Here is a 23,269-nt window from a genome sequence, read left to right on the forward strand (position 1 = left end):
CCGGACTTTCATACTCCCGTTCGCAAAAAAACCTGGCTCATCTAATCATCTATATGAATCCATCAGGTATATTCCTTCCAACCGCGTAACAAAATAATACAAGAAGGGGTTCCCGTTGGATCTTTCACATGCCGCGTGGCTTGCCCACGACACCCGTCTGATCGTCTGCTGCCTGCTGGCCATCGCCACCATCATCGTGCTGATCAGCCTGACCAAACTGCCGCCCTTCCTGTCCATCCTGATCGGCACCTTCGTCGCCGGGATCGGCGCCTCGCTGCCCCCTGAAGAAGTGGCCAAGGCGTTCAGCAAGGGCGCCGGCAGCCTGCTCGGCGAAGCCGGGATCATCATTTCCCTGGGCGCCATGCTCGGCGCGCTGATGGCCGAGTCCGGGGCCGCCGACCGCATTGCCTCGACCCTCCTGCGCCATGCGCGGGGCAAGGCCCTGCCCTGGGTCATGGCAATGGTCGCGATGATCATCGGCCTGCCGCTGTTCTTCGAAGTCGGCCTGGTGCTGATGGTGCCGATCATCTTCGTGATCGCCCGCCAGTCCGGCCAGCCGCTGCTCAAGGTGGCGATCCCGGCCCTGGCCGGCATGACCACCCTGCATGCGCTGATGCCGCCCCATCCGGGCCCGTTGATCGCGGTCAGCGCCTTGCACGCCGACCTCGGCATGACCATGTTGCTGGGCTTTTGCATCGCGGTGCCGGCGGTGATCCTCGCCGGCCCGCTCTATGGTATCTGGTTGTCCAAACGCCTGGATGTGAAGGAGCCGGCGGAAATCGGCGCCTTGTTCACCGCCAAGGTCGAGACCCGGCGCAAGCCGAGCTTCGCCATTTCACTGTTGATCATCCTGCTGCCGGTACTGCTGATGCTCGGCAGCACCCTGGCCAAGGTCGCCATGGCGCCGCAAAGCAACCTCGCCATCACCCTGAAGTTTCTCGGCGAACCCTTGATCGCCCTGGGCCTGGCAGTGATCGCGGCGGTGATCTGCCTGGGCTGGTCCATCGGCATGGCCCGCGACCAGGTCGGCAGCGTGCTGCGCAAAAGCCTCGGGCCGATTGCCATGCTGCTGCTGACCATCGGCGCCGGCGGCGGCCTGAAACAGACCCTGCTGGAAGCCGGCATCAGCGACACCATCAGCAAGGTCGCCACCGGCGCCAACCTGTCCTACGTCCTGCTGGCCTGGCTGATTGCCGTGGCCTTGCGCCAGGCCACCGGTTCGGCGACCGTGGCGACCACCACCACGGCGGGTATTCTCGCGCCGCTGATGGCCGGCCTGGCAACCACCCAGGCCTCGCTGGTGGCCCTGGCCATCGGTGCCGGTTCGGTGTTCTTCTGCCACGTCAACGACGCCGGCTTCTGGATGGTGCGCGAGTACTTCGGCTTGCAGCTCAAGCAGACAATCTGGGTCTGGTCGGTGTTGCAGACCATCGTTTCAGTGGTCGGGCTGATTGGCACGCTGCTGTTGTGGCAGTGGTTTAAATAAACTGCCGTAATCCATTTGGTAAGCCTGAACAGGATCCCTTGTAGGAGCGGCTTGTCGGTTCGCCGCACCGCCGCGAAAGGGCCCTCAAGGCCGCCAAAAGCTTCGCGGGCAAGCCCTGCTCCTACAGGTTTCGCGGCGCATTCAAATTCGCGGTGTTTCAGGATCCCCGCTCAGTCCTGCGAATAGGCAAAGTTCTTCAACACCTCACCATCCATCCGGTAGCGCACCCATTCACTCTGGGGTTGCGCACCGATGGACTCGTAGAAGCGAATCGCCGACTCGTTCCAGTCCAGCACACTCCACTCCAGGCGCCCGCAATCATTGGCACAGGCGATCTGCGCCAAGTGCCGCAACAGCTTCTTACCGGCGCCGGCACCGCGTTGTTGCGGTGAAACATAGAGGTCTTCCAGGTACAGGCCATTACGCCCGAGCCAGGTGGAGTAGCTGAAGAAAAACACCGCAAAACCGACCGGCTCGCCATCACGCAGGCAGATCAGGCCATGGGCCGTGGCACCTTCGCCAAACAGGCTGCGCTCGATGTCGACGACGCTGGCGATCACTTCATGGCGGGCCCGTTCGTACTCGGCCAGTTCAGTGATGAAGGCCAGGATCTGCGGCGCATCGCTGGGCCGGGCTTCGCGTATTTCAAGGGACATGGGCGCTTCCAGAGTCGGTGAAGTCGCCCATGCTATGCGGATTGTGCGACGGTTTGAATCACTATTGCTCGAGGCCCGGTTGTGCCAGGTACAGCACTTCATACGCCTTACCCGCGCGATGGCGGTCAGGCTCGGACGACGACAGGGTGATCCGGATCAACTGCCAGGCCGCCGTATCCAGCGCGAGGAACACCGCCACCGTGTCGTCCTGACGAACGATGGCCTGGTTACGCTCCACCTCCTCGGCCAGCAACCGCACTCGATCCGCTTGCGCATCGAACGGCAAGGTTTCGCGATACAGCGCCCGGGCCTGCGGCGCACTGCCCAGCTGCAGATCCAGCGGCAACCAGGCCTCGATCTCCGGACGGCCGAATGAGTCGATCACCCGCTGGAAACGCTCGTCCATCAGAAAGCCCGCAGCGGCGCTCGAATCGGCCCAGAGGTACACCGACGAATACAGATTGGCCTGGCCCCCGAAGACCCCGCGTTCCTCGGCGATAAAAGCCTTGAAGACCAGCCCTTGGGTATCGTCCCAGAACGGCCCCAATTCGCTGGCCCGGTGGCGGATCAGGCCCATGTCATAGTTGGCGGGCAAGCGGTGTGAATACTGTTTGGCAAACATGACGACACTCCTGTGGGAAAAGGTTATCGAGAACCTGGAGCCAGCTTGCGCAAGATCGATAATTACAACAAGATATCGATAAATATATGTGTGATAAGAGATAGATATGACAGAAGCCGTCAAGCCTCTCGATATCGACACTGTCCAGGCCTTTGTGCTGATTGCCGATTTCGCCAGTTTCACCCGCGCGGCCCAGGCGCTGGACACCTCCCAGGCGGCCATCAGCCTGAAGCTCAAGCGCCTGGAAGAACGTCTCGGCTACCGCTTGCTGGAGCGCACACCCCGCCATGTGCGGCTGTCGCCTTCGGGTGAACAATTTATCCACGCCGCCCGCGCGTTGCTCCAGGCCCACGAACGGGCGCTGGGGGATATGAGCGCCACACCCAATCGTCGCCTGATCATCGGCATCAGCGACCATGTCGCGGGACCGGACCTGCCGACCCTGCTGAGTCGCCTGGCGCACTACGATCCCCTGCTGATCATCGAGGTGCGGATCGCCTCGTCCCGGGACCTCGGCGCGGCCTTCGATCGTGGCGAGCTGGACGCCGCCATCGTGCGCAGCGAAGGCGACCGTCACGACGGCGAGGTGCTGGTGGTGGAGCGCTTCGGCTGGTTCGCCGCACCCACCTGGCAACACCCCCCCGGCAGCGTCCTGCGCCTGGCGACCATGGCCGCGCCCTGTGGCGTGCGGCATCTGGCGGTGCGGGTGCTGGATGATGCGGGCATCCCCTGGACCGAAGTGTTTATCGGCGGCGGCGTGATGGCGGTGGGCGCGGCGGTCAGTGCCGGGCTCGGCGTGGCGGCGCTGGCCAAACGGGTGGCACCGGCCGGCGCGATCGAAGTCGGTGAGCAACTCGGGCTGCCGGCGCTGCCGATCACCGAAATCATCCTGCATGCGCGTCCCACGGACTCTCGTTCTCAGGAAACCTTGCGAGCGCTGAGTGCTGCATTTCGTGGGGTACTGGAGCGCTAGTCGATCATGACTTCCAGGCGGCGTAACGACCTGGACAATTATGGAAACAAATCGGCCGGGATCCCTTTGGGGGCCCGGCCGAATTCGTTAAGCGACAACTTGAACTAGATCAGCAGGAACAACGCCAGCAAACCACCGAAGATCGCCCACTTCTCCAGGTAGTAGCGGGTGCGGTTGGTTTTCTTCAAGGCCTTGCCCCGCAGGCGAATGCCGTAGATCTTGGTGAAGAACTTGTTGATCCCACCAGTCTTGTCGTTCGCATCATTCGGCGAAGCGGCGGCGGACATCACATTACGACTGAACCAGCGGTTGAACGCCGTCGCCCAGCGATATTTCAACGGACGCTCGACATCGCAGAACAGGATCACGCGGTTCTGATCGGTCTTGTTTTCGGCGTAATGGATAAAGGTCTCGTCGAACATCACCGGCTCGCCATCGCGCCAGTGGTAATCCTGGCCGTCGACATTGATGTAGCAGCCCGGATCGTTCGGCGTTTCCAGGCCCAGGTGGTAGCGCAAGGAACCGGCGTAGGGGTCGCGGTGGCGAACCAGGCGCGAACCCGGCGGCAACTCGGCGAACATCGCCGCCTTGATGCTGCCGATGCTATTGAGCAGCTCCGTGGTGCGCGGGCACAGCTCAACGGCGGAAGGATGGTTGTCGCCATACCACTTGAGGTAGAAACGCTTCCAGCCAGTCTTGAAGAAGGAGTTGAAGCCCACGTCGTTGGGCGTCTCGGATTTCTTGATCTCACCGGCGCGCAACAGGGCCAGGGCCTCGGTGCGGATTTCCTGCCAGTTGTCCTGCAACGGCTTGAGCTCGGGGAAGCCGGCCGGGTCCAGGTACGGGCGGCTCGGCACCTTGGAGAACAGGTAGAGGAAGCAGTTGATCGGGGCGAGGAAAGTCGAGTGGTCACTCAATTGCCGGCCCAGCTTGTGCCGGACCTTGCCGCGCAGGTGTACGTACGCGATGGACAAGACGTAAACAGCGATAATGATGAGTTTCACGGGCGTCGTCACAGAAGTCGAAAGGACACGCTACCTTTCATGCATCTGGTGGCCCGGTGCACACGGCCGGGGTCCAGAGGTCGCAAAGGTAGCCAACGCACTAGGGTAGAACAGCTGGCGTATGGGTTTCCAGTGTTTCGTCTTCCGGGTTAAAGCAAAACCACTATCTGTTACAGGATTTTCTTACAGCTTCACTGGTGCACTCCATCCCTGTAGGAGCCGGCTTGCCGGCGATGGCGATCCACGGAGCGCCACCAAAATCCCGCCTGCCGGCGGATCGCGAGCAAGCTTGCTCCTACAGGAGCCGGATTCAGCCGTTCGCCAGCATGGCATCCACTTCTTGCTTCCCGGGCGAGGTGGCCGGCCCCCAGCGTGTAACCGCCAGGGCCGCCGCCGCATTGGCGCGGCGAGCCGCCTCGACGGCATCCAGCCCCGCCGCCAGCCCGGCGAGGAATACACCGGCATGGGCATCGCCCGCGCCGTTGCTGTCCACCGCCTGTACCTTGAAACCAGGCACATGCCGGTGCTCCCCGACCCGACTGACCCAACAACCGTTCGGGCCATCGCGAACCACCAGCAGCGCACCGTCGGCCAAACGCCCGGTCAGATTGTCGAGGGAACCGGCAATATCCGCCGCGCCGGTAAAACGCAGGGATTCGACACTGTTACTGGTCCAGATATCGATACGCGGCAACAAGGCCGCCATGGGGGCTGCATCCGGCGAGTTGACCAACGGACCCGGATCGAACACCACCGTCACCGCCTTCGGCAAGGACAACACCCATTCCAGCAGCGCCGGTGCCTTGTCCGGATATTGCAGGCTGTAGCCACTGACATAGACGTAATCGTCGGTTTGCACCGAGACCCGCGCCAGCTCTTCAGCCGAGACACCGCCTTCGGCTCCGATATAGGAAATAAAGGTGCGCTCGGCGCTGGCCTCGGTCAGCGACACGCAAAGCCCGGTGTCCTTCGCACCATCGCGCTCGAGGGCGATCTCGACCCCTTCCGCCGCCATCGCCTGGCGGGCGATGTCGCCGAAGCGCCCGTTACCGTGGCGCCCGAGGTAGACCACCGGCAGGCCATTGCGCCGGGCCGCGGCCATGACATTGAACCCCGCACCGGCTTCAAAGCTGGCGGCATTCGCCAGCACGTCGCCGCCGGTCGCCGGCAGTTGGTCGAGGGACATGACCAGGTCAACCATGACCTGGCCGGTATGCAGCAACTTAGCCATTGGCATTCTCTACAAACGCAGCACGACGATCCGCCGCACCGCCGAGCACGGCGTAAATACCGCCGGCAACCAGGAAGGTGACGATCCAGCCGAGGCCGTTGTGGCCCAGCCAGGAATCGGACAGGAAACCACGGAACCAGGTGGTCTCGGCGGTGGTGCCGATGGTGGTGAAACTGAAGCCCAGGACAATCGCCACGGCCCAGGCTCCGAAGGCGCGCCATTCGATGCCGCCGCTATACCAGTAGGCGCTGGTCGGACTGACGTCCAGCAGGTCCTTGGGGCTGTAGTACTGGCGATGCACCAGGTCGACCACGAAGATCCCGACCCAGGCGGTGATCGGCACCGCCAGCAGCGAGATGAAGGTGATGAACGGGCCGTAGAAGCTGTCGGCGATCAACATGAAGTAGATGGAGCCGACAAAGATCGCGACGATATCGACGATCACCGCATGCACGCGCTTGACCTTCAGGCCCAGGGTCAAGGTGGTCAGGCCCGCCGAGTACACCGACAGGTTGTTCGACAACAATAGCCCGCCGAACGCGGTGATCAGGTACGGCACGGCCATCCAGGTCGGCAGCATGTCACGGATCGCGATGATCGGGTCAGTCGCCTGGGCCAGATCGTGGTTGCCCACCGACAGCAGGCCGCCGAGGGTGATCAGCAGCACCAGCGGGATACCCGCGCCGAAGGCCGCCGAGGCCACCAGACGGACCGCCTTGACGCTCTTGTGCTGGTAGCGCGACATGTCGGCGCCGGCGTTGGCCCAACCGATCCCGGTACCGGCCGCCATGGTGCCGATGCCGATGATCATCGCGCTCATCGGCGCCGGGGTGGCGTTGAACACCGCGCTCCAGTCGATGGTCGCGCAGAGGAAACCGCCCACCAGGATATTCAGGCCGCCGAAGACATAGGTCGCCCACTTCTGGATCACCAGCAAGGTGGCATGCCCCAGACCCGAGACCGACAGGGTCAACAACACGAAGATGGCGATAAACAGCAGCGTCAGCACTGGCGCGCTCTTGGCCTCTACGGGTGAGTGGAACAGGATCGAACACAAGGACAGCAGCACGAACGCCGCGGTGGTGGTGTTGACCGTTTCCCAGCCCAGGCGCGACATCAGCGAAACGATGGTCGGGCCGATATTGCCGCGCACGCCGAAAATCGCTCGCGACAGGGTCAGGCTCGGCGCATGGCCACGCCGACCGGCGATGGAGATGATCCCCACCACGGCGAAGGAACCCGCCGCGCCGAGGATCGCGACGATGATCGCCTGCCAGATCGCCAGCCCGCGAAAGGCCACCAGGGTTGCCCCCAGTGGCAGGCCGAGAATACTGATGTTGGCTGCGAACCAGACCCAGAACAGTTGCAACGGATGGCCGTTGCACTCGGCTTCCGGGACCGGTTCTATACCGCGGGTTTCCAGTTGGCCGGCACTTTGTCCGGCTTTTGATGAGGTCATGGTGTTCAGCTCCTGATGCCAATTGTTGTGGTTGTTGGGCAGTGCGGAAGGTGTAGAAACCCCTGGGCCATTTCCGGGCCCCCTTCGTCTGCAGTCCATTGCGTGTTGTTGTGTGTCAGGCGTTGCGCAGGGCGATCAGCCCCTGGACCAGCGGTACCAGTTCCAGCGCATTGACTTCGATGATTTGCGCGACCATCTCGGCGGGCCAGCAGTCCAGGCCGTCACAGGCCCCGAGCATGGCGCCGAGGATGCCGGCGATGGTGTCGGTGTCGCCGCCGATGCTGGCGGCCAGGCAGAGGGCGTCGAAGGCGTTGAGCTTGCCGAGCGCGACCCGCTGGGCCAGCGCGAAGGCCACCACCACCGACTCCTGGGAAGCGACCGAGGTACCGACCACGTCATACAGCAGGTCGGCCAGTTCGGCGTCCGGGCAATCGCGGACGAGCTCACGGGCCCAGCGAATCCGCGGCCCCAGGCGCCCGCCGGCAACCCAGTGGCCATGCTGTTCGGCGCTAAAGGCCATTTCGGTGCCGATATCCAGCGCGTGCGCCAGGCTCTGGCGGTTGATCCCGCAGGAAATCACCGCGGCGACGGCGGCGGCGCTGGAGATTCCCAGGCTGGTGTTGTGGGTGACCTGGCAGGCCTGGATCACCGCCTCGAGAAAGCGCTGGGGCTGGTCGATATCGGCGGCGATGCCCACCGGGGTGATACGCATGGCCGCGCCGTTGGTGGTGCCGTAGCGCCCGGCTTCCTCGGGGCTGTGGCCGGCCAGGATCATTTCAATGGCGCGCTTGGTCGATGGACCGAGCAGATCCTGCGAGCCCTTGGCCTGCATCACCGCTTCCCAGGCGATCAACCTTTCGGCCAGCAGCGCTGGTTCGATATAGCCATTACCGTCGATCAACAACTGTCCGACCAGGATCGCCTGTTCGGTGTCGTCGGTGATGGAGCCGGCGGGCATGTTCGGCGCGATCGGCTGGTCGGGACCGGCGTCGACCAGCGTGGTGATGCTGCCGAAGCGGGCCTGGATCTGGGCACGACTCAGGGATTGGGTCGGCATGCCCAAGGCGTCGCCCAGGGCGAGGCCGTAGAAGGCACCGAGGGCTCGATGAATCGGGGTCATGTCGGGTTTCCAAACGCCAGGTGCAGGCGGAAATGCAAAGGATCAAGCAGACTTTCGACCTGCTCCATAAAACGTCCCCGCTTGTCGTAGGTGGTTCGCAAGGCCTTGAGAAACACCGTGCCCAGCGGACGCCCGAGCAGTTCGGCATCTTCCGCGCAGAGGGGTTCGGCACCGATCCACTGATCGCCGCGATCACCGACATAGCCGTAGGCCGCCAGGGTAATGGTCAGGGAGTTGTCGATCAGGCCGACGTTGGGCAGGCCTTCCAGGCCGCCGCTGGCCGGTATCAGCGAGTGTTCGAGGGAAACCGCGGTGCCTTCGGTATTGCGCCGGCGCCGGTCGAGGGCGATGAACTGCTCGGTGCCATAGCGACTGAACAGGTCCGGCCGCGTCACCGCTTCCAGGCGCAACACCTCGGTGTTGATCAGCGCCCCGCTGTCCGCCAGGGCCTGGGCCCAGCCGGCGCGCTGGTCGAGGGGAATGCCATCGTAGGTGACGATGGAGCCCACGCCGCTCTGGGTCGCAATGTAGTTGCGCCGCTTGAGCTCGGCCAGGGCCTCGCGCAGCGTGCCACGGCTCACCGAGAATTCTTCGGCCAACTGATGTTCACCCGGCAACAGCAAGCCGTCTCCAAGAAGACCGCTTTCGATGCGCCGGATAAGCTCATCGACCACCCTTTTTTTCTTATCAAATCGGACATGTCTAATCATGTACAAATTGATAACCGAAAGAGGCTCAGGGGTGCAAGGGATTTATTTTACAAGGAGATGAATGGTGGTGTTTTCCAGGGCGCTATCGCCGGCAAGCCAGCTCCCACAGGTTCGGGCTTGGCACAAAATATAGTCGTACGCGGGTCCACTGTAGGAGCCAGCTTGCTGGCGATCCGCCGACAGGCGGAGACAATTCAGGGCTCCAGGCCAATGGGGAAAAACACGCCCCCACTCCAGACCCCCAGCCAGGATTGGCCGTCGATCTCACGGCTGACCGCCAGTTCCACCAGTTGGTAGAACACATTGCGATGAATCAGCGCTTCCAGATTACTGCGCACATGCACGTAGGGCGCCGGTTCCTGGCTGATCGGATCGATCACCACCCGGATCGGATGCTCGGTACCGGCCGTCACCTGTTCATCGACGTAAGTGGTAAACCGCAGTTGCTGTGCCTCGCCCTGCCCTTCGACCTCCAGGGTCACCGCGACAAAGGGCGCATCGTCGACTTTGATCCCGACCTTTTCCACCGGCGTGATCAGGAAATAATCATCGCCGTCGCGGCGCATGATGGTGGAGAACAACTTGACCATCGGCTTGCGGCCAATCGGCGTGCCCTGGTAATACCAGGTGCCGTCACGGGCGATACGCATGTCGATATCGCCGCAGAACGCTGGATTCCACAAGTGGACCGGCGGCAGGCCTTTTTCCGTCCTGGGGATTTGTGCCAACAGGTCGTTGGCCTTGCCCGACTCACTCATACTCAATCCGACATCCACTGTTCACCGACGCCTAACAGACTACGCGCATATTCGGCCAAGGGGGCGGCGATCAGGTCTTCGGGCTTGTTGTTGTGGAACGTCAGCAAGCCGCCACGGCTTTTGATCCGTGCCGTATCGATCAGGTACTGGGTGCCGGTCTCGATCAGCATGATCTGGATCACCCCGCTGTCCACGCCCAGGCGGTCGACGGATTCCTGGTCGGCCCACTCGTCGTAGTTGCCGATGCGGTCGTCAGCCTTGGCGAAGCGCGTGTACAACAGGTAGTGCGCGCCGGCGGAGCGGGCCTCGGCCATGGCCTGGTCGAGCCCCAGGGGCGCGCGGGCGCGGCGCACCATGGGGAAATATTCGACGAAGCCGTTGAAGGCTTCCTCGGCCACCACGTTGGGACGCGGGTAAGCACTGCCGGGTGGCGTGAAAGCGCCCTGGGCAATGTAGATAAAGGAGTCCGGCTGGATGCGGAACGAGCGGATCCGGCGCGTATCGCTATGGTCGAGCAGTCCCACATCGCTCGCCTGATAACGGACACCTTCCCCCAGATCACTGACTTTCATGCAGCCGCCCAGCGCCAAAAACGCCAGCAGCACAACCAGGCTACGCATCCTACCCTCCAGTGGCCGGTGACGGAAAACCGGCGAATAGTCGCGTGGATGCAGCTTCCGCGCCAGATCAGCCGCCGATGATTTTCATCACCGTCGCGCCGCCCGAAAAAGCCACTTCCTGTTTGTCACCCAAGGCCTTGACCAGCAGCCGCTGCAACGCCGGCAACGCCTCGTGGCGCGGCTTGTCGAGCAGGTCGCCGACATAATGCCGGTTGCTCGACGACAGGCAGCCATGCAGCCAGCCGGTGGACGACAACCGCAGGCGCGAACAAGTCCGACAGAACGGCACGCTTTCGTTGGCGATCACGCCAAAGTGACCACGCCCCGGAATCGCATAACGCACGGCGGTGGCATCCACCGGGGCATCGGCCTGCAGGTATTCATAGCGCTCGCCAATCAGCCCGAGCAACTGCTTGAGGCTGACGAACTGCTGGAGAAAGGCATTGCCATCGCTGGCCAGGTGGCCCATGCGCATCAGTTCGATAAAGCGCAGCTCATAGCCGCGCTCAAGACAGTAATCCAGCAGCGGCATCACCTGGTCCAGGTTCTGCCCGCGCAACGGCACCATATTGACCTTGATCTTCAGTCCCGCCGCCCGCGCCTGCTCCATACCGTCGAGTACGCTGGCCAGGTCGCCACCACGGGCGATAGTACGAAAAGCACTGGCATCCAGGGTATCGAGGGAAACGTTGATCCGTTTGATCCCGGCCTCCACCAGCAGCGGCAATTTGCGCGCAAGCAACTGGCCATTGGTGGTCAGGCTGATATCGTCCAGGCCCATCTGGCCGACCGCGCCCATAAAGGCTTCCAGCTTCGGGCTGACCAGCGGCTCGCCGCCGGTAATGCGCAAGCGCTCGATCCCCGCCGCCTCGATCAGGTAGGCCACGCCCCGTGCCATGGCCTGCGCCGACAGTTCGTCCTGGGCAGCCACCAGCCGCTTGCCATTGGGCACGCAGTAGGTACAGGCATAATTGCAGGCGGATGTCAGGCTGATGCGCAGATTGCGAAAACGCCTGCCTTGACGGTCAACGATCATGGGACACTCCGGCGATGGACTGTGGAACGCGCAAAACTTGACTTAAAAATCAAGTTTTGACAAGCCCTATCCCTGAGTATAAGCCCGGGGCATTGCGCCATATAGGGGAACGTGGCGCAATCACCAAGCCGAATATCTTAGCTGACGGGCGTTTCAGGGTCGCGCTTGCGCTTGTTGCCCATGCGCACGCCGATATCCATCAGGAACTGGAAGAAACCTTCCTGGTCTTCCAGCACATTGCTCCAGAACGGCGAGTGGTACAGCGCGACAGCGCCATGTACCAGGGCCCAGGCGGCGCAGTAGTGGAAGTACGGCGGCACGTCCTCGAGCTTGCCTTCGCTGATACGGCCCTTGATCAGCAAGGTCAGGCGTTCGAAGTTGGACGCGCGGATCTTGTGCAACTCCTCGACCATCTCCGGCACCTGGTGGCCCTTGACCACTTTTTCTTCCAGGCGGTCGAACAGGCGATAGCGCTGGGGATCACGCATGCGGAATTCGAAGTAGGCCCGGGACAGGGCTTCCTTGTCCTTGTCGACATCCGCCGAGTGCAGCAGCTCGTTCAAGTCACGCTCGTAGTCGAGCATCAGGCGCAGGTAGATCTCCGCCTTGGATTTGAAATGCTTGTAGATGGTGCCTTTGCCGATACCGACGGCATCCGCGATCATCTCGACGGTGACACTGTCTTCACCCTGTTCGAGGAACAGCTTTAGCGCGGTATCGAGAATTTCCTGCTCGCGGCGACGAAACTCACGGACCTTACGGGGTTCTTTGTGCATAAGAAAAGGTCTGTAGGGGCAAAATCGAAGCCAAGTATTATGCCTGACTCGCGCCAAATTGCACGAATCATCCGAGGCTTTTAGTTTTCACTGTCGACGAATCAGGCCGCCCTGGTCAGAAAATCTTCGCGGTGGTCACGGATCGTCGCCGCCGCCGGCCGCCGAAAAGCGTCCTGGCACGATGAGAACTCAACAGAAGCGCCTGTATTCCAAATCTGTTTAAAAAATGAGCAATGCTGACTGGACGTCGGGCGATCCTGACCAATACTTGAACTGTCGGCGCGACATCTCCCCCAAGTGACGCGCTGATAAAGGTGCCGAAGGACCGCGTACCTTTGTTTTACTCCTAATGGTCTTAACCCGGATTCACCCCCCAGAACCCGGGTTTTTTTTGCCCGCGATTTGCCCCCCTCAACTACGTCGAAGCCTGGCTTTTGTGGGAGCGGAGCTTGTCGGATCGCCGCACCGCCGCGAAGCTTTTAGCGTTCTGACGGGCCTCTTCGCGGGCAAGCTCCGCTCCCACAGGCCAAGGGAAACAGGCGCTTGAAGTTCTGGGTGGTCTGCTCGGCGAACTGCTCGTAGGGCACCCCGCGCAGCATCGCCAGGTAATCGGCGACATCGCGCACATACTGCGGCAGGTTCGGCTTGCCGCGATGGGGAATCGGCGCCAGGTACGGTGAGTCGGTTTCCACCAGCAGGCGGTCGGTCGGCACTTGTCGCGCGACGTCGCGCAAGGCGTCGGCATTGCGGAAGGTGACGATGCCCGAGAGGGAAATATAGAAGCCCAGGTCCAGTGCGGCCTTGGCCATCTCCCAGTCTTCGGTGAAGCAATGCAGCACGCCGGCCTGGGGCAGTTGCGCCTCGCGCAGCAACGCCAGGGTATCGGCGCGCGCGCCACGGGTGTGGACGATCACCGGCTTGCCGGTCTGCGCGGCTGCTTGCAGGTGCAAGCGGAAGGACGCCTGCTGCAGTTCGGCCGCTTCAGGCTCGTAATGGTAGTCCAGGCCGGTTTCGCCAATGGCCACGACCTTGGGATGCTCAAGCTCGCGCAGCAACCAGTCGAGCGCCGGCGCGGCGTCGGCCTTGACGTCCAGCGGGTGCACGCCGACCGAACAATCGACATCGGCGTAACGCTCGGCCAGGGCCTTCACATCAGCCGCATTGTCGACACTCACGCCGATACACAGGAAGTGCCCGACTCCGCGCTGACGCGCTGCGTCGAGCGCCGCATCGAGGGAGCCGGCATGTTCGGCGAGATCAAGACGGTCGAGGTGGCAATGGGAATCTACAAGCATAAAAAGGCGACAACTACATCGTATGGGTGGGACGGTCGGACTTCAGGGCGCCGGCCAGGTGGGTTTCGATCTTGCTGCGAGCGGTGTTGTCGCCGTCGTTGAATTGCACGCCGACGCCCGCCGCGCGGTTGCCCTGGGCACCCTTGGGGGTGATCCAGGCGACCTTGCCAGCGACCGGGATCTTTTCCGGCTCGTCCATCAGGTTGAGCAACATGAACACCTCGTCGCCCAGCTTGTAGCTCTTGCTGGTGGGGATGAACAGCCCACCGTTCTTGATAAAAGGCATATAGGCCGCGTACAGCACGGACTTGTCCTTGATGGTCAGGGACAGGATGCCGTTGCGCGGGCCGGGACCAATGGGTTCGTTCATACTCGCTCCGGTCATGCAGATAGCCGATTCTAGGCCCATCGCCTCAGTGTTGGGTAGGTAAAGCTGCCCATTGCACCAATAGCGCTTCGAGCAGCAGCACCCGATTGAGGTTGGCCTTGCTCAGGACTTTCTGGCGCTGGGCGAGAATCCAGTCCTGGATCGACAGGACCTTGTCCCGGGCGGTTTTCTGCGCCAGGTATTGCACCACCTTGCGCATGTCGGCCAGGCCCAGGCCGGCTTCGTCCTCGGTCAGTTGATAACGCAGGATCAAACTCGACCAGTCGCAGAACCAGTCGAACAGCAACAACAGGGGAATCGCATTCCACCCTTCGGCCAACTGGGTGGCCGATTGCTGTTGCTTGAGCAACTTCTTCACCCCATCGACCACCAGCGCCCGCTGTTCGCGAACGCCCTGGGCCTGGAGACTGACCGCGGCCAGGGGTGAACCCGCCGCCAGGGTCAACAATTCGACCCGTTCTTCCGCACTGCTGTCCGGCAACGCCGTCGCCAGCCATTGCAGGCTCATGGCCTCGCTCGGCAGCGGGCAGGCCTGTTGCACGCAACGGCTGCGGATGGTCGGCAGCAAGCGGCTGGACTGATGGCTGACCAGCAACAGCACGGTATCGCCGGAGGGCTCTTCAAGGCTCTTGAGCAAGGCGTTGGCGGCGTTGATATTCATCGACTCCACCGGCTCGATCAGCACTACCTTGCGCCCACCCAGTTGCGCGGTCTGGACCACGAAACTGACCAGGTCGCGGACCTGGTCGACCTTGATCGCCTTGTCGGCTTCTTCAGGTTCCAGGATGTAGTTGTCCGGATGACTGCCGGCGTTCAGCAACAGGCAGGACTTGCAGTGCCCACAGGCATTGAGATTCGTCGGGCTCTTGCACAGCAGCAGCGCCATCAGCCGTTCGGCCAGGGCGCGCTTGCCGATGCCCGCCGGGCCATGCAGCAGATAGGCATGGGCATGCTGGGGCCGCCCGGCCATTTGCTGCCAGAGGCTGTCCTGCCAGGGATAGGCTTCAGCCACGGTGCCGCTCCAGGATTTCCGGCAGCAGGCGGTCGAGGGATTGTTGCACCTGGGCCAGCGTCTGGGCCGCATCCACCAGCCGGTAGCGCGACGGATCGGCTTCGGCGCGTTTCAGGTAGGTGCTGCGCACGGCGTCGAAAAACACCCGGCCTTCCTGCTCGAAACGATCCAACCGACCCCGGGCACTGGCCCGGGCCAGGCCGACTTCCACCGGCAGGTCGAAGACCAGGGTCAGGTCCGGACGCAGTTCGCCCTGGACAAAATGTTCCAGGGTGGCGATACGCTCATGGGACAGGCCGCGACCGCCGCCCTGGTAGGCATAGGTGGCATCGGTAAAACGATCGCACAGCACCACCGCGCCACGGGCCAGGGCCGGACGGATCACCGTGGCCAGGTGCTGGGCCCGCGCAGCGAACACCAGCAGCAGTTCGGTATCGGCACACATGGCTTCATCGCTGGTCGCCAGCAGCAGTTCGCGGATCCGTTCGGCCAGCGGCGTACCACCAGGCTCGCGGGTCAGCAGGACATCGACGCCCTGGGCCCGCAGGCACTCGGCCAGGTAATCGCGGTTGGTACTTTTGCCGGCGCCTTCCGGGCCTTCCAGGGTGATAAACAAGCCAGTCACGGGCAGTCCTTAATCAGGGTCATTGCGAGTCTTTCGCCTCGGCTTCGGTTGACGCGGGTGCCGCGGGTACAGGTTCGACAAGCGGGGCCGACGCGGGTTTCGACTCTGGCTCGGGCTCCTCGGGAGCCGGGCTCTGAACCGGGGCCGGCGCGGCCGCTGGAGCCGTCGGCGCAGGTGCAGGTGCCGGAGTAGCAGTCGAAACCGTCGGTGCAGGAGCAGCCGCCGGCGCAGGGCTGGAGCGGTAATCGGCCCGGCGCTTGAGCTGGAACTCACGCACCGCGTTGTTATGGGAGTCCAGGTCGTCGGAAAAGACATGGGTGCCATCGCCGCGCGCCACAAAGTACAGGCTGTTGCCCGCTACCGGGTTCAACGCGGCGTGAATCGCCTCGCGTCCGACCATGGCAATCGGCGTAGGCGGCAGGCCGACATTCATGTAGGTATTGTAGGGATTGGCCTCACGCAGGTGGGCACGGGTGAGCTTGCCGGTATAACGTTCGCCCAGGCCGTAGATCACCGTCGGGTCGGTCTGCAACAACATGCCCTGTTGCATCCGCCGCACGAACACCCCGGCGATCTGGCCGCGCTCCTGGGGCACACCGGTTTCCTTTTCCACCAGCGATGCCATGATCAGGGCCTGATAAGGCTCGGTATAGGGCGCATCGGCGGAGCGTTTCTGCCACTCCTGGGCCAGGACGCTATCAAGACGATCATAGGCCTTCTCCAGCAGTTCGGCGTCGCTCATGCCACGCACGAAGCGGTAGGTGTCCGGAAAGAAACGCCCCTCGGCGAACACATCCTTGTGCCCCAGCCTGGTCATGACTTCGCTGTCACTGAGACCGCTCAGGGTCTGCTGGAGCTTTTCGTTCTTGGCCAGAGCCGCACGCACCTGGCGGAAATTCCAGCCTTCGACCAGAGTCAGGCTGTACTGCACCACTTCGCCGCGCTGCCACAGGGACAACAGCGCACGCACGTCCATGCCCGGCGTGATCCGGTACTCGCCACTGTGCAACGGCACCCCGGCCAGATTGAAACGCCAGTAGAGGCGCAGCCAGAACGCGTCCTTGAGCAAGCCTTCGGATTCGAGTCGATTGAAAGTGCCCGTCGGTGTCGCACCGGCCGGGACATCCAGCAGCTGTTCCTGCGTCAGGTTGAGGGGCTGCTCCAATGCCGAATGCAGCTTCCAGGCGGAACCGCCCAGCAGCAAACCGGCCAGCACCAGAACGGCTTGCAGCAGCACCAAGAATTTACGTCTCAATTCAAACTTCCAATAGCACGCGGGCAATGCCTTGCAGTTTACGGGTGAGCGGGCCAACCGACCAGCTCAGGTCGGCAAAAGCCCGAACGGGCCAGACACCGTAGACACTGTTACAGAGAAAGACTTCATCAGCTTGCCGGAATTGCTCCAGGCTGATATCGGAAATATCAACAGGGATTGCCAGTGCCTGCGCCTCTTCCAGCAACTGCGCGCGCATCACCCCCGCCACGCCGCAACGACTGAGGTCGGCGGTGCGAAGCACACCCGCCCGCACCAGGAACAGATTACTGAACACGCCTTCGATCACCCGACCGGAGGTGTCGAGCATCAAGCCTTCGGCCTGTTCGCCCCCCTGCCATTCGGCACGGGCCAGGACCTGTTCCAGGCGATTGAGATGCTTGAGCCCGGCCAGCAGGGGCTGCTCGGACAAACGTGTCGTACAGGGGAAAAGGCCAATACCGTGCTGCTGGTAGGCCTCTGGATAAGTCGGCGGCGGGCTGCCTTGCAGGATCCGTCGCGGTTGCGCATCCGCCGACGCCGCATAGCCGCGCTGGCTGTCACCCCGGGTGAGAATCAGCTTGAGCACGCCCTCCCCCAGTGCCGCACCGTAGGCGAGCAACTCGCGGCGAACCAACCCGTGATCCGCCGCGATACCCAGGCGTCGACAACCTTCGGCCAGGCGTTGCAGGTGCCGCTCGAGCAGCAGCGGCTTGCCGGCTTTCACGGCGATGGTCTCGAACAGACCATCGCCGTAAGCCAGGCCGCGGTCCTTGAGGGACAACGCGTCGCCCGGCCGGCCGTCGACCCAGCTGTCCATCACTCGGCGAACCGGCGGAACACCAGGGAGCCGTTGGTACCGCCAAAGCCGAAGGAGTTGGACAGCACCACATCGATGGGCATGCGCCGGGCTTCGTGGGGCACGAAATCCAGGTCGCAGCCTTCATCAGGCTCATCGAGGTTGATGGTCGGCGGTGCGACCTGGTCGGCGATGGCCAGCACGCTGAAAATCGCCTCGATGGCACCGGCGGCGCCCAACAGGTGGCCGGTCATCGACTTGGTCGAACTGATCGCCAGCTTGTAGGCCTGCTCACCGAACACCCGCTTGATCGCCTCGGCTTCGGCCAGGTCGCCGGCCGGGGTCGAAGTACCATGGGCGTTGATGTACTGCACCTGATCCAGGTTCAGCTTGGCATCGCGCATGGCATTGGCGATGCAGCGGGCCGCACCGGCACCGTCGTCGGGTGGCGAGGTCATGTGGTAGGCGTCGCCGCTCATGCCGAAGCCGATCAGCTCGGCATAGATGGTGGCGCCACGGGCCTTGGCGTGCTCCAGTTCTTCGAGCACCAGGGCGCCGGCACCGTCGGACAGCACGAAGCCGTCACGCCCCTTGTCCCACGGACGGCTGGCACGGGCCGGCTCGTCATTGCGCGTGGACAGCGCCCGGGAAGCACCGAAACCGCCCATGCCGAGGCCGCAAGCCGCCATTTCGGCGCCACCGGCAATCATCACATCGGCTTCATCGTAGGCAATATTGCGCGCCGCCATGCCGATGCAGTGGGTGCCGGTGGTGCACGCCGTCGCGATGGCATAGTTCGGCCCCTGGGCGCCCAGGTGGATGGACAGGAAACCGGAAATCATATTGATGATCGACCCGGGCACGAAGAACGGCGAAATACGCCGTGGCCCCTGGTCGTGCAACGTGCGGCAGGTCTGCTCGATATTGGTCAGACCACCAATACCCGAACCCATGGCCACGCCGATGCGCTCACGATTGGCATCGGTCACTTCAAGGCCGGCGTTACGCACTGCCTGGAAACCGGCTGCCAGGCCGTATTGAATGAACAGGTCGAGTTTGCGGGCTTCTTTGGCCGACAAGTACTCTTCGACATTGAAACCTTTTACCGAGCCGCCAAAACGGGTGGTATAGGCAGAAAGGTCTGTGTGTTCGATCAGACCAATGCCACTACGGCCAGCCAGAATGCCTTGCCAGGTACTCGGAACATCCGTACCCAATGGCGACAACATCCCCATGCCGGTGACTACGACGCGTCTACGCGACACAGCACTCTCCTTTATCCTGTTGACGACACTTTGCCTCACACCTAAAGAAAAAACCGCACGCCGTGATGGCAGTGCGGTTTTTCCATGACAGCGGGCAACGACTACAAACTATTACGCCTGATGGGCAGTAACGTAATCGATAGCTGCTTGAACGGTAGTGATTTTTTCAGCTTCTTCGTCAGGGATTTCGGTCTCGAATTCCTCTTCCAGAGCCATCACAAGCTCAACGGTGTCAAGGGAGTCGGCACCCAGGTCTTCAACGAAGGAAGCAGCCAAGGTGACTTCTTCTTCTTTGACGCCCAGTTGCTCGGCAACGATTTTCTTGACGCGTTCTTCGATGGTGCTCATACCTTGTTTTCACTCCTAATGGAAAAATTCAGGCAGCTGGCCGGTGGGTAAGTGTATAGAAAGGCTTTTCAGCTTTTCAACCGAAAGCTTCAGCCTTTGTCCCCCTTTGCCCTCTGCCCCTCAATAAGTTGCAGCTTTATAACGGATTTTAGACAGCTGGTATGACATTTTTTTGAAGCAATCCGTCACATTTGAATTACATGTACATCCCGCCGTTCACCGGGATTGTAGCCCCAGTCACGTATGCCGCACCGTCCGAAGCCAGAAAAGCGACCACTTGCGCGATCTCTTGAGCCTGGCCCAGGCGGCCCAGCGGAATCTGCGTCAGCAAGGCTTCACGCTGCGCTTCAGGCAATTCACGGGTCATATCGGTGTCGATGAACCCTGGAGCCACCGAGTTTACCGTAATCGAGCGCGAACCGACTTCACGCGCCAATGCACGGCTGAAACCTTCGAGGCCGGCCTTGGCTGCCGCGTAGTTTACTTGGCCTGCGTTGCCCATGGCACCCACAACCGAACCAATATTGATGATTCGGCCCCAACGGGCCTTGGTCATGCCGCGCAGAACGCCCTTGGACAGGCGGAACAGGCTGTTGAGATTGGTATCGACCACGTCGTACCACTCGTCATCTTTCATCCGCATCATCAGGTTATCGCGGGTGATACCGGCATTATTGACCAGGATCGCCGGCGCACCGAACTGCTCGCCGATGCTCGCCAGAACGGTGGCAACCGACTCATCGCTGGTTACATTAAGTTCCAGACCCGTGCCTTGAATGCCATGCTCCTTGAGGGTCGCGGCAATTCGCTCGGCACCGGAGGCCGAGGTCGCGGTGCCGATGACCACGGCGCCAAGACGCCCCAGCTCGAGGGCGATGGCTTGGCCGATGCCACGGCTGGCGCCGGTGACCAGTGCAACTTTACCTTGCAGACTCATGCAGGCTTCTCCTGATTCAGGCCCGCGCCGCGCGCGTGGCGGCGAAGGCATCCGGGGTATTGAGGTTGGACGTGTTGACGCCATCGGCGCAACGTTTGTTCAGGCCGGCCAGCACCTTGCCAGGGCCGCATTCGACCAGTTCGGTGGCGCCGTTGGCCGCCAGGCACTGGACCGACTCGACCCAACGCACTGGCTTGTAGAGCTGTTCCAGCAGGTCGCGCTTGAGGGTTGCGAGGTCCGTGGCCACCTGGGCACTGACGTTCTGCACCAGCGGGATCTGCGGTGCCTGCCAGTCGATGGCGGCAACGGATTCGGCAAAACGCTCGGCGGCCGGACGCATCAGTTCGCAATGCGACGGTACGCTGACCGGCAGCGGCAGGGCGCGCTTGGCACCCTTGGCCTTGCAGGCTTCCATGGCGCGCTCGACGGCGGCCTTGGCCCCGGCGATCACCACCTGGCCCGGCGAGTTGAAGTTCACCGCGCTGACCACTTCACCTTGTGCTGCGTCGGCGCAGGCCGCAATCACATCGGCATCGTCCAGCCCGAGGATCGCCGCCATGGCCCCCTGCCCGGCCGGAACCGCTTCCTGCATCAGTTGGCCACGGCGCTCCACCAATTTCACCGCATCACCCAGGCTCAGGCTGCCGGCGGCGACCAGCGCGCTGTATTCGCCCAGGCTGTGACCGGCGACATAGGCCGGACGCGCCCCACCTTCAGCCAGCCACAGGCGCCACAAGGCGACGGAGGCGGTGAGGATCGCGGGCTGGGTCTTGTCGGTCTGGTTCAGTTGCTCTTCCGGCCCCTGCTGGGTCAGTGCCCAGAGGTCATAGCCCAGGGCATCGGAGGCTTCTTTGAAGGTCTCCAGGATCAGCGGGTATTGCGCGCCCAGCTCGGCAAGCATGCCGAGGGACTGCGAACCCTGTCCTGGAAAGACGAATGCGAGGGATGTGGACATGTAACAAGCCCCTAATGATCTTGTCGTCGAAGAATTGACGTCCCGCCTTGGCGGACGCAAGAAACTGTCAGTTTGGATGGCTGATTGAACTGAGCGGTCACATTTAAGCATTCCCGCGGGAAAACGCCTAAAGCAATAGCTCCTCCAGGCGACCATGCAGGCGCTCGGGGAGGTTTTCCTGGATCTCGATCAGGGCTCGGGCAATCGCGCTCTGGAAACCCTCGACACCGGCGGAGCCGTGACTCTTGATGACAATGCCCTGCAAGCCGAGAAAACTCGCGCCATTGTGCCGCGCCGGGGCGAGATCGGCCTGCAGGCGCTTGAGCAGCGGCAAGGCCAGGGCACCCACCAGGCGCGAGGCCAGGTTCTGCCTGAACAGCGCCTCGATCCGCGCGGCGATCATGGTCGCCAGGCCTTCGCTGGACTTGAGCAGGATATTGCCGACAAAACCGTCGCAGACCACCACATCGGCCTCGCCGCGATACAGCCCGTCGCCTTCGACGAAGCCGATGTAGTTCAGCCCCCGTGCCTGCTGCAACAGCGTCGCCGCCAGCTTGACCTGCTGGTTGCCCTTGATGTCCTCGGTGCCGACATTGAGCAGCGCAACACGCGGCCGCAGCACGCCAAGGGCCTCGGCGGCCACCGCGCCCATCACGGCGAACTGGAACAGGTGCTCGGCACTGCAATCGACGTTCGCCCCCAGGTCCAGCAACTGGCAATAGCCGCGCTGGGTCGGGATGGCCGCGACCATGGCCGGACGATCAATCCCCGGCAAGGTCTTCAGCACATGCCGCGACAAGGCCATCAAGGCCCCGGTATTGCCGGCACTGACACAGGCCTGGACCTTGTCATCGCGCAGCAACTGCAAGGCCACGCGCATCGACGAATCCGGCTTGCCACGCAGGGCCTGGGACGGACGCTCATCCATGGTGATGATTTCGCTGGCAGGCGTAATGGTCAGGCGCGCGCGATCCACAGTCGGATAACTGGCGATCAGGGGTTCAAGCTGGGAAGGTTGACCGACGAGGGTCAGGTGCAGCGAGGGTGTAGCAGACAGACAGGCAATACTGGCCTGGACAATGCTGCGGGGACCGAAGTCCCCGCCCATTGCGTCGATCGCGATGATCTGAGCGGACAAGATTTACTCGTCAGCGCCCTTGTCGATCACTTTGCGGCCACGGTATACGCCTTCTGGCGATACGTGGTGACGCAGGTGAACTTCACCGGTGGTCTTTTCCACGGACAGGGTGCTTGCCTCGAGGGCGTCGTGCGAACGACGCATGTCACGGGCGGAGCGGGATTTTTTGTTCTGCTGAACAGCCATAATTGATTAACTCCTAAACGTTTGGGTCACGCTTTAACTGCGCCAATACACTGAACGGGTTGGACCGCGTTACCTCGTCCTCGCTCGGTTCGGGCTCATCGAGCCCCGCCGGCTGCTGGCATTCTTCCGGATGATGAGCAGGCACAATGGGCAAGGCGAGCAGAAGCTCTTCCTCGATCAATGCCTGCAGATCCAAAGGATCTTCGCCCAGTTCCAGCACGTCATAACCTTTCGGCAACGACTGGGTATTCGCACCCTCCTTCACCACAGCATAACTGCATTCGCTGTGGATCGGCAGGGTGACCAGCTCAAGACAACGCTGGCAAACCATTTTGACCTCGGTGTCGATAAAGCTGTGAATCATCACGGCCTTACGTTCATCTCGTTCAAAAACGAATTTAGCCTGCACCGTACCGACAGTGTCGGAAAGCGAGTCGCAGAGTCTCTCCAAATCGGCCAGCAGCAGTTCACCTTGAAGGGTGGTGCCACGATCAGCCAATTTGCGCGGGTCAACGTGAGGTGGAATCGGGTCATTCAACATAGGCGCAGCATTCTAGGGATGCACCCTGCCACTGTCAAAGGAAATTAGGCCCTGTCCGTCAGCCGGCCGGCCGACTA

26 protein-coding genes are annotated in these 23,269 nt (G+C 62.3%); 2 read left to right on the forward strand and 24 right to left on the reverse strand.

From position 1 onward, the window contains the following. Positions 1-115: 115 nt before the first annotated feature. A complete protein-coding gene (locus M5C01_RS01795; protein WP_152737111.1) occupies positions 116-1,486 on the forward strand; it encodes a gluconate:H+ symporter in 1,371 nt (456 codons plus the stop codon). Between the two features lie 170 nt (positions 1,487-1,656). On the opposite strand, the gene M5C01_RS01800 is transcribed toward M5C01_RS01795, so the two are convergent. Then, the gene (locus M5C01_RS01800; protein WP_152737112.1) at positions 1,657-2,142 is read right to left on the reverse strand and encodes a GNAT family N-acetyltransferase; all 486 of its coding nucleotides are present in this window, start codon (positions 2,140-2,142) and stop codon (positions 1,657-1,659) included. Between the two features lie 61 nt (positions 2,143-2,203). Next, positions 2,204-2,764: a DUF4865 family protein gene (locus M5C01_RS01805; protein ID WP_152737113.1), complete on the reverse strand. Its 561-nt coding sequence runs from the start codon at positions 2,762-2,764 to the stop codon at positions 2,204-2,206. 106 nt (positions 2,765-2,870) lie between these two features. Between M5C01_RS01805 and M5C01_RS01810 the strand changes: the two genes are divergently transcribed. Beyond that, entirely contained in the window at positions 2,871-3,737 is an 867-nt protein-coding gene (locus M5C01_RS01810) for a LysR family transcriptional regulator (protein ID WP_152737114.1), read from the forward strand. 104 nt (positions 3,738-3,841) lie between these two features. On the opposite strand, the gene lpxO is transcribed toward M5C01_RS01810, so the two are convergent. From lpxO to M5C01_RS01920, 22 genes are all read right to left on the reverse strand, one after another. Then, complete coding sequence (lpxO, locus tag M5C01_RS01815; protein WP_177100285.1) at positions 3,842-4,741, reverse strand: lipid A hydroxylase LpxO; 900 nt, start codon at positions 4,739-4,741, stop codon at positions 3,842-3,844. A 310-nt stretch (positions 4,742-5,051) separates the two neighbouring features. Further along, complete coding sequence (locus tag M5C01_RS01820) at positions 5,052-5,972, reverse strand: PfkB family carbohydrate kinase (protein WP_152737115.1); 921 nt, start codon at positions 5,970-5,972, stop codon at positions 5,052-5,054. After that, complete coding sequence (locus M5C01_RS01825; protein ID WP_152737116.1) at positions 5,965-7,431, reverse strand: cytosine permease; 1,467 nt, start codon at positions 7,429-7,431, stop codon at positions 5,965-5,967. Before M5C01_RS01825 ends, M5C01_RS01820 begins: the two co-directional genes overlap by 8 nt. 115 nt (positions 7,432-7,546) lie before the next feature. Then, complete coding sequence (locus tag M5C01_RS01830; protein ID WP_152737117.1) at positions 7,547-8,551, reverse strand: ADP-ribosylglycohydrolase family protein; 1,005 nt, start codon at positions 8,549-8,551, stop codon at positions 7,547-7,549. Beyond that, complete coding sequence (locus M5C01_RS01835) at positions 8,548-9,261, reverse strand: GntR family transcriptional regulator (RefSeq protein WP_103496787.1); 714 nt, start codon at positions 9,259-9,261, stop codon at positions 8,548-8,550. Before M5C01_RS01835 ends, M5C01_RS01830 begins: the two co-directional genes overlap by 4 nt. Before the next feature lie 194 nt (positions 9,262-9,455). After that, on the reverse strand, positions 9,456-10,019 hold the full coding sequence (locus M5C01_RS01840) for a DUF1285 domain-containing protein (RefSeq protein WP_152737118.1): 564 nt from the start codon (positions 10,017-10,019) through the stop codon (positions 9,456-9,458). A gap of 2 nt (positions 10,020-10,021) precedes the next feature. Further along, positions 10,022-10,639, reverse strand: coding sequence for a DUF4823 domain-containing protein (locus M5C01_RS01845; RefSeq protein ID WP_152737119.1), 618 nt, complete (start codon positions 10,637-10,639; stop codon positions 10,022-10,024). A 67-nt stretch (positions 10,640-10,706) separates the two neighbouring features. Beyond that, positions 10,707-11,675: a radical SAM protein gene (locus M5C01_RS01850; RefSeq protein WP_103496784.1), complete on the reverse strand. Its 969-nt coding sequence runs from the start codon at positions 11,673-11,675 to the stop codon at positions 10,707-10,709. Between the two features lie 137 nt (positions 11,676-11,812). Further along, positions 11,813-12,451, reverse strand: coding sequence for a TetR/AcrR family transcriptional regulator (locus tag M5C01_RS01855; protein WP_103496783.1), 639 nt, complete (start codon positions 12,449-12,451; stop codon positions 11,813-11,815). Positions 12,452-12,930: 479 nt separating this feature from the next. Continuing rightward, a complete protein-coding gene (locus M5C01_RS01860) occupies positions 12,931-13,746 on the reverse strand; it encodes a TatD family hydrolase (RefSeq protein WP_152737120.1) in 816 nt (271 codons plus the stop codon). A 13-nt stretch (positions 13,747-13,759) separates the two neighbouring features. After that, positions 13,760-14,116, reverse strand: a complete 357-nt coding sequence (locus M5C01_RS01865) for a PilZ domain-containing protein (protein ID WP_103496781.1) — start codon at positions 14,114-14,116, stop codon at positions 13,760-13,762. 43 nt (positions 14,117-14,159) lie between these two features. Next, a complete protein-coding gene (locus M5C01_RS01870; RefSeq protein ID WP_103496780.1) occupies positions 14,160-15,146 on the reverse strand; it encodes a DNA polymerase III subunit delta' in 987 nt (328 codons plus the stop codon). Then, positions 15,139-15,771, reverse strand: coding sequence for a dTMP kinase (gene tmk, locus M5C01_RS01875; protein ID WP_103496779.1), 633 nt, complete (start codon positions 15,769-15,771; stop codon positions 15,139-15,141). Before tmk ends, M5C01_RS01870 begins: the two co-directional genes overlap by 8 nt. A 19-nt stretch (positions 15,772-15,790) precedes the next feature. Then, entirely contained in the window at positions 15,791-17,026 is a 1,236-nt protein-coding gene (gene mltG / locus M5C01_RS01880; RefSeq protein ID WP_152737122.1) for an endolytic transglycosylase MltG, read from the reverse strand. Position 17,027: 1 nt separating this feature from the next. Next, positions 17,028-17,843, reverse strand: coding sequence for an aminodeoxychorismate lyase (gene pabC, locus M5C01_RS01885; protein ID WP_152737123.1), 816 nt, complete (start codon positions 17,841-17,843; stop codon positions 17,028-17,030). Further along, the gene (fabF, locus tag M5C01_RS01890) at positions 17,843-19,087 is read right to left on the reverse strand and encodes a beta-ketoacyl-ACP synthase II (protein WP_177100297.1); all 1,245 of its coding nucleotides are present in this window, start codon (positions 19,085-19,087) and stop codon (positions 17,843-17,845) included. Before fabF ends, pabC begins: the two co-directional genes overlap by 1 nt. A gap of 111 nt (positions 19,088-19,198) precedes the next feature. Continuing rightward, positions 19,199-19,435, reverse strand: coding sequence for an acyl carrier protein (acpP, locus tag M5C01_RS01895; RefSeq protein WP_152737125.1), 237 nt, complete (start codon positions 19,433-19,435; stop codon positions 19,199-19,201). A 196-nt stretch (positions 19,436-19,631) separates the two neighbouring features. Then, a complete protein-coding gene (fabG, locus tag M5C01_RS01900) occupies positions 19,632-20,372 on the reverse strand; it encodes a 3-oxoacyl-ACP reductase FabG (RefSeq protein WP_103496774.1) in 741 nt (246 codons plus the stop codon). Between the two features lie 16 nt (positions 20,373-20,388). Continuing rightward, positions 20,389-21,327 carry an ACP S-malonyltransferase gene (fabD, locus tag M5C01_RS01905; protein ID WP_152737126.1) on the reverse strand — a complete coding sequence of 313 codons (939 nt, stop codon included), beginning with the start codon at positions 21,325-21,327 and terminating at the stop codon, positions 20,389-20,391. 127 nt (positions 21,328-21,454) lie between these two features. Then, on the reverse strand, positions 21,455-22,465 hold the full coding sequence (plsX, locus tag M5C01_RS01910; protein ID WP_103496772.1) for a phosphate acyltransferase PlsX: 1,011 nt from the start codon (positions 22,463-22,465) through the stop codon (positions 21,455-21,457). A gap of 3 nt (positions 22,466-22,468) precedes the next feature. After that, the gene (gene rpmF, locus M5C01_RS01915) at positions 22,469-22,651 is read right to left on the reverse strand and encodes a 50S ribosomal protein L32 (protein ID WP_003179396.1); all 183 of its coding nucleotides are present in this window, start codon (positions 22,649-22,651) and stop codon (positions 22,469-22,471) included. Between the two features lie 13 nt (positions 22,652-22,664). Further along, the gene (locus M5C01_RS01920) at positions 22,665-23,192 is read right to left on the reverse strand and encodes a YceD family protein (protein WP_100940760.1); all 528 of its coding nucleotides are present in this window, start codon (positions 23,190-23,192) and stop codon (positions 22,665-22,667) included. Positions 23,193-23,269 lie beyond the last annotated feature (77 nt).

Origin of the sequence: Pseudomonas sp. MWU12-2319 (assembly GCF_023242525.1) — a bacterium.
Lineage (GTDB): Bacteria > Pseudomonadota > Gammaproteobacteria > Pseudomonadales > Pseudomonadaceae > Aquipseudomonas > Aquipseudomonas gingeri_D.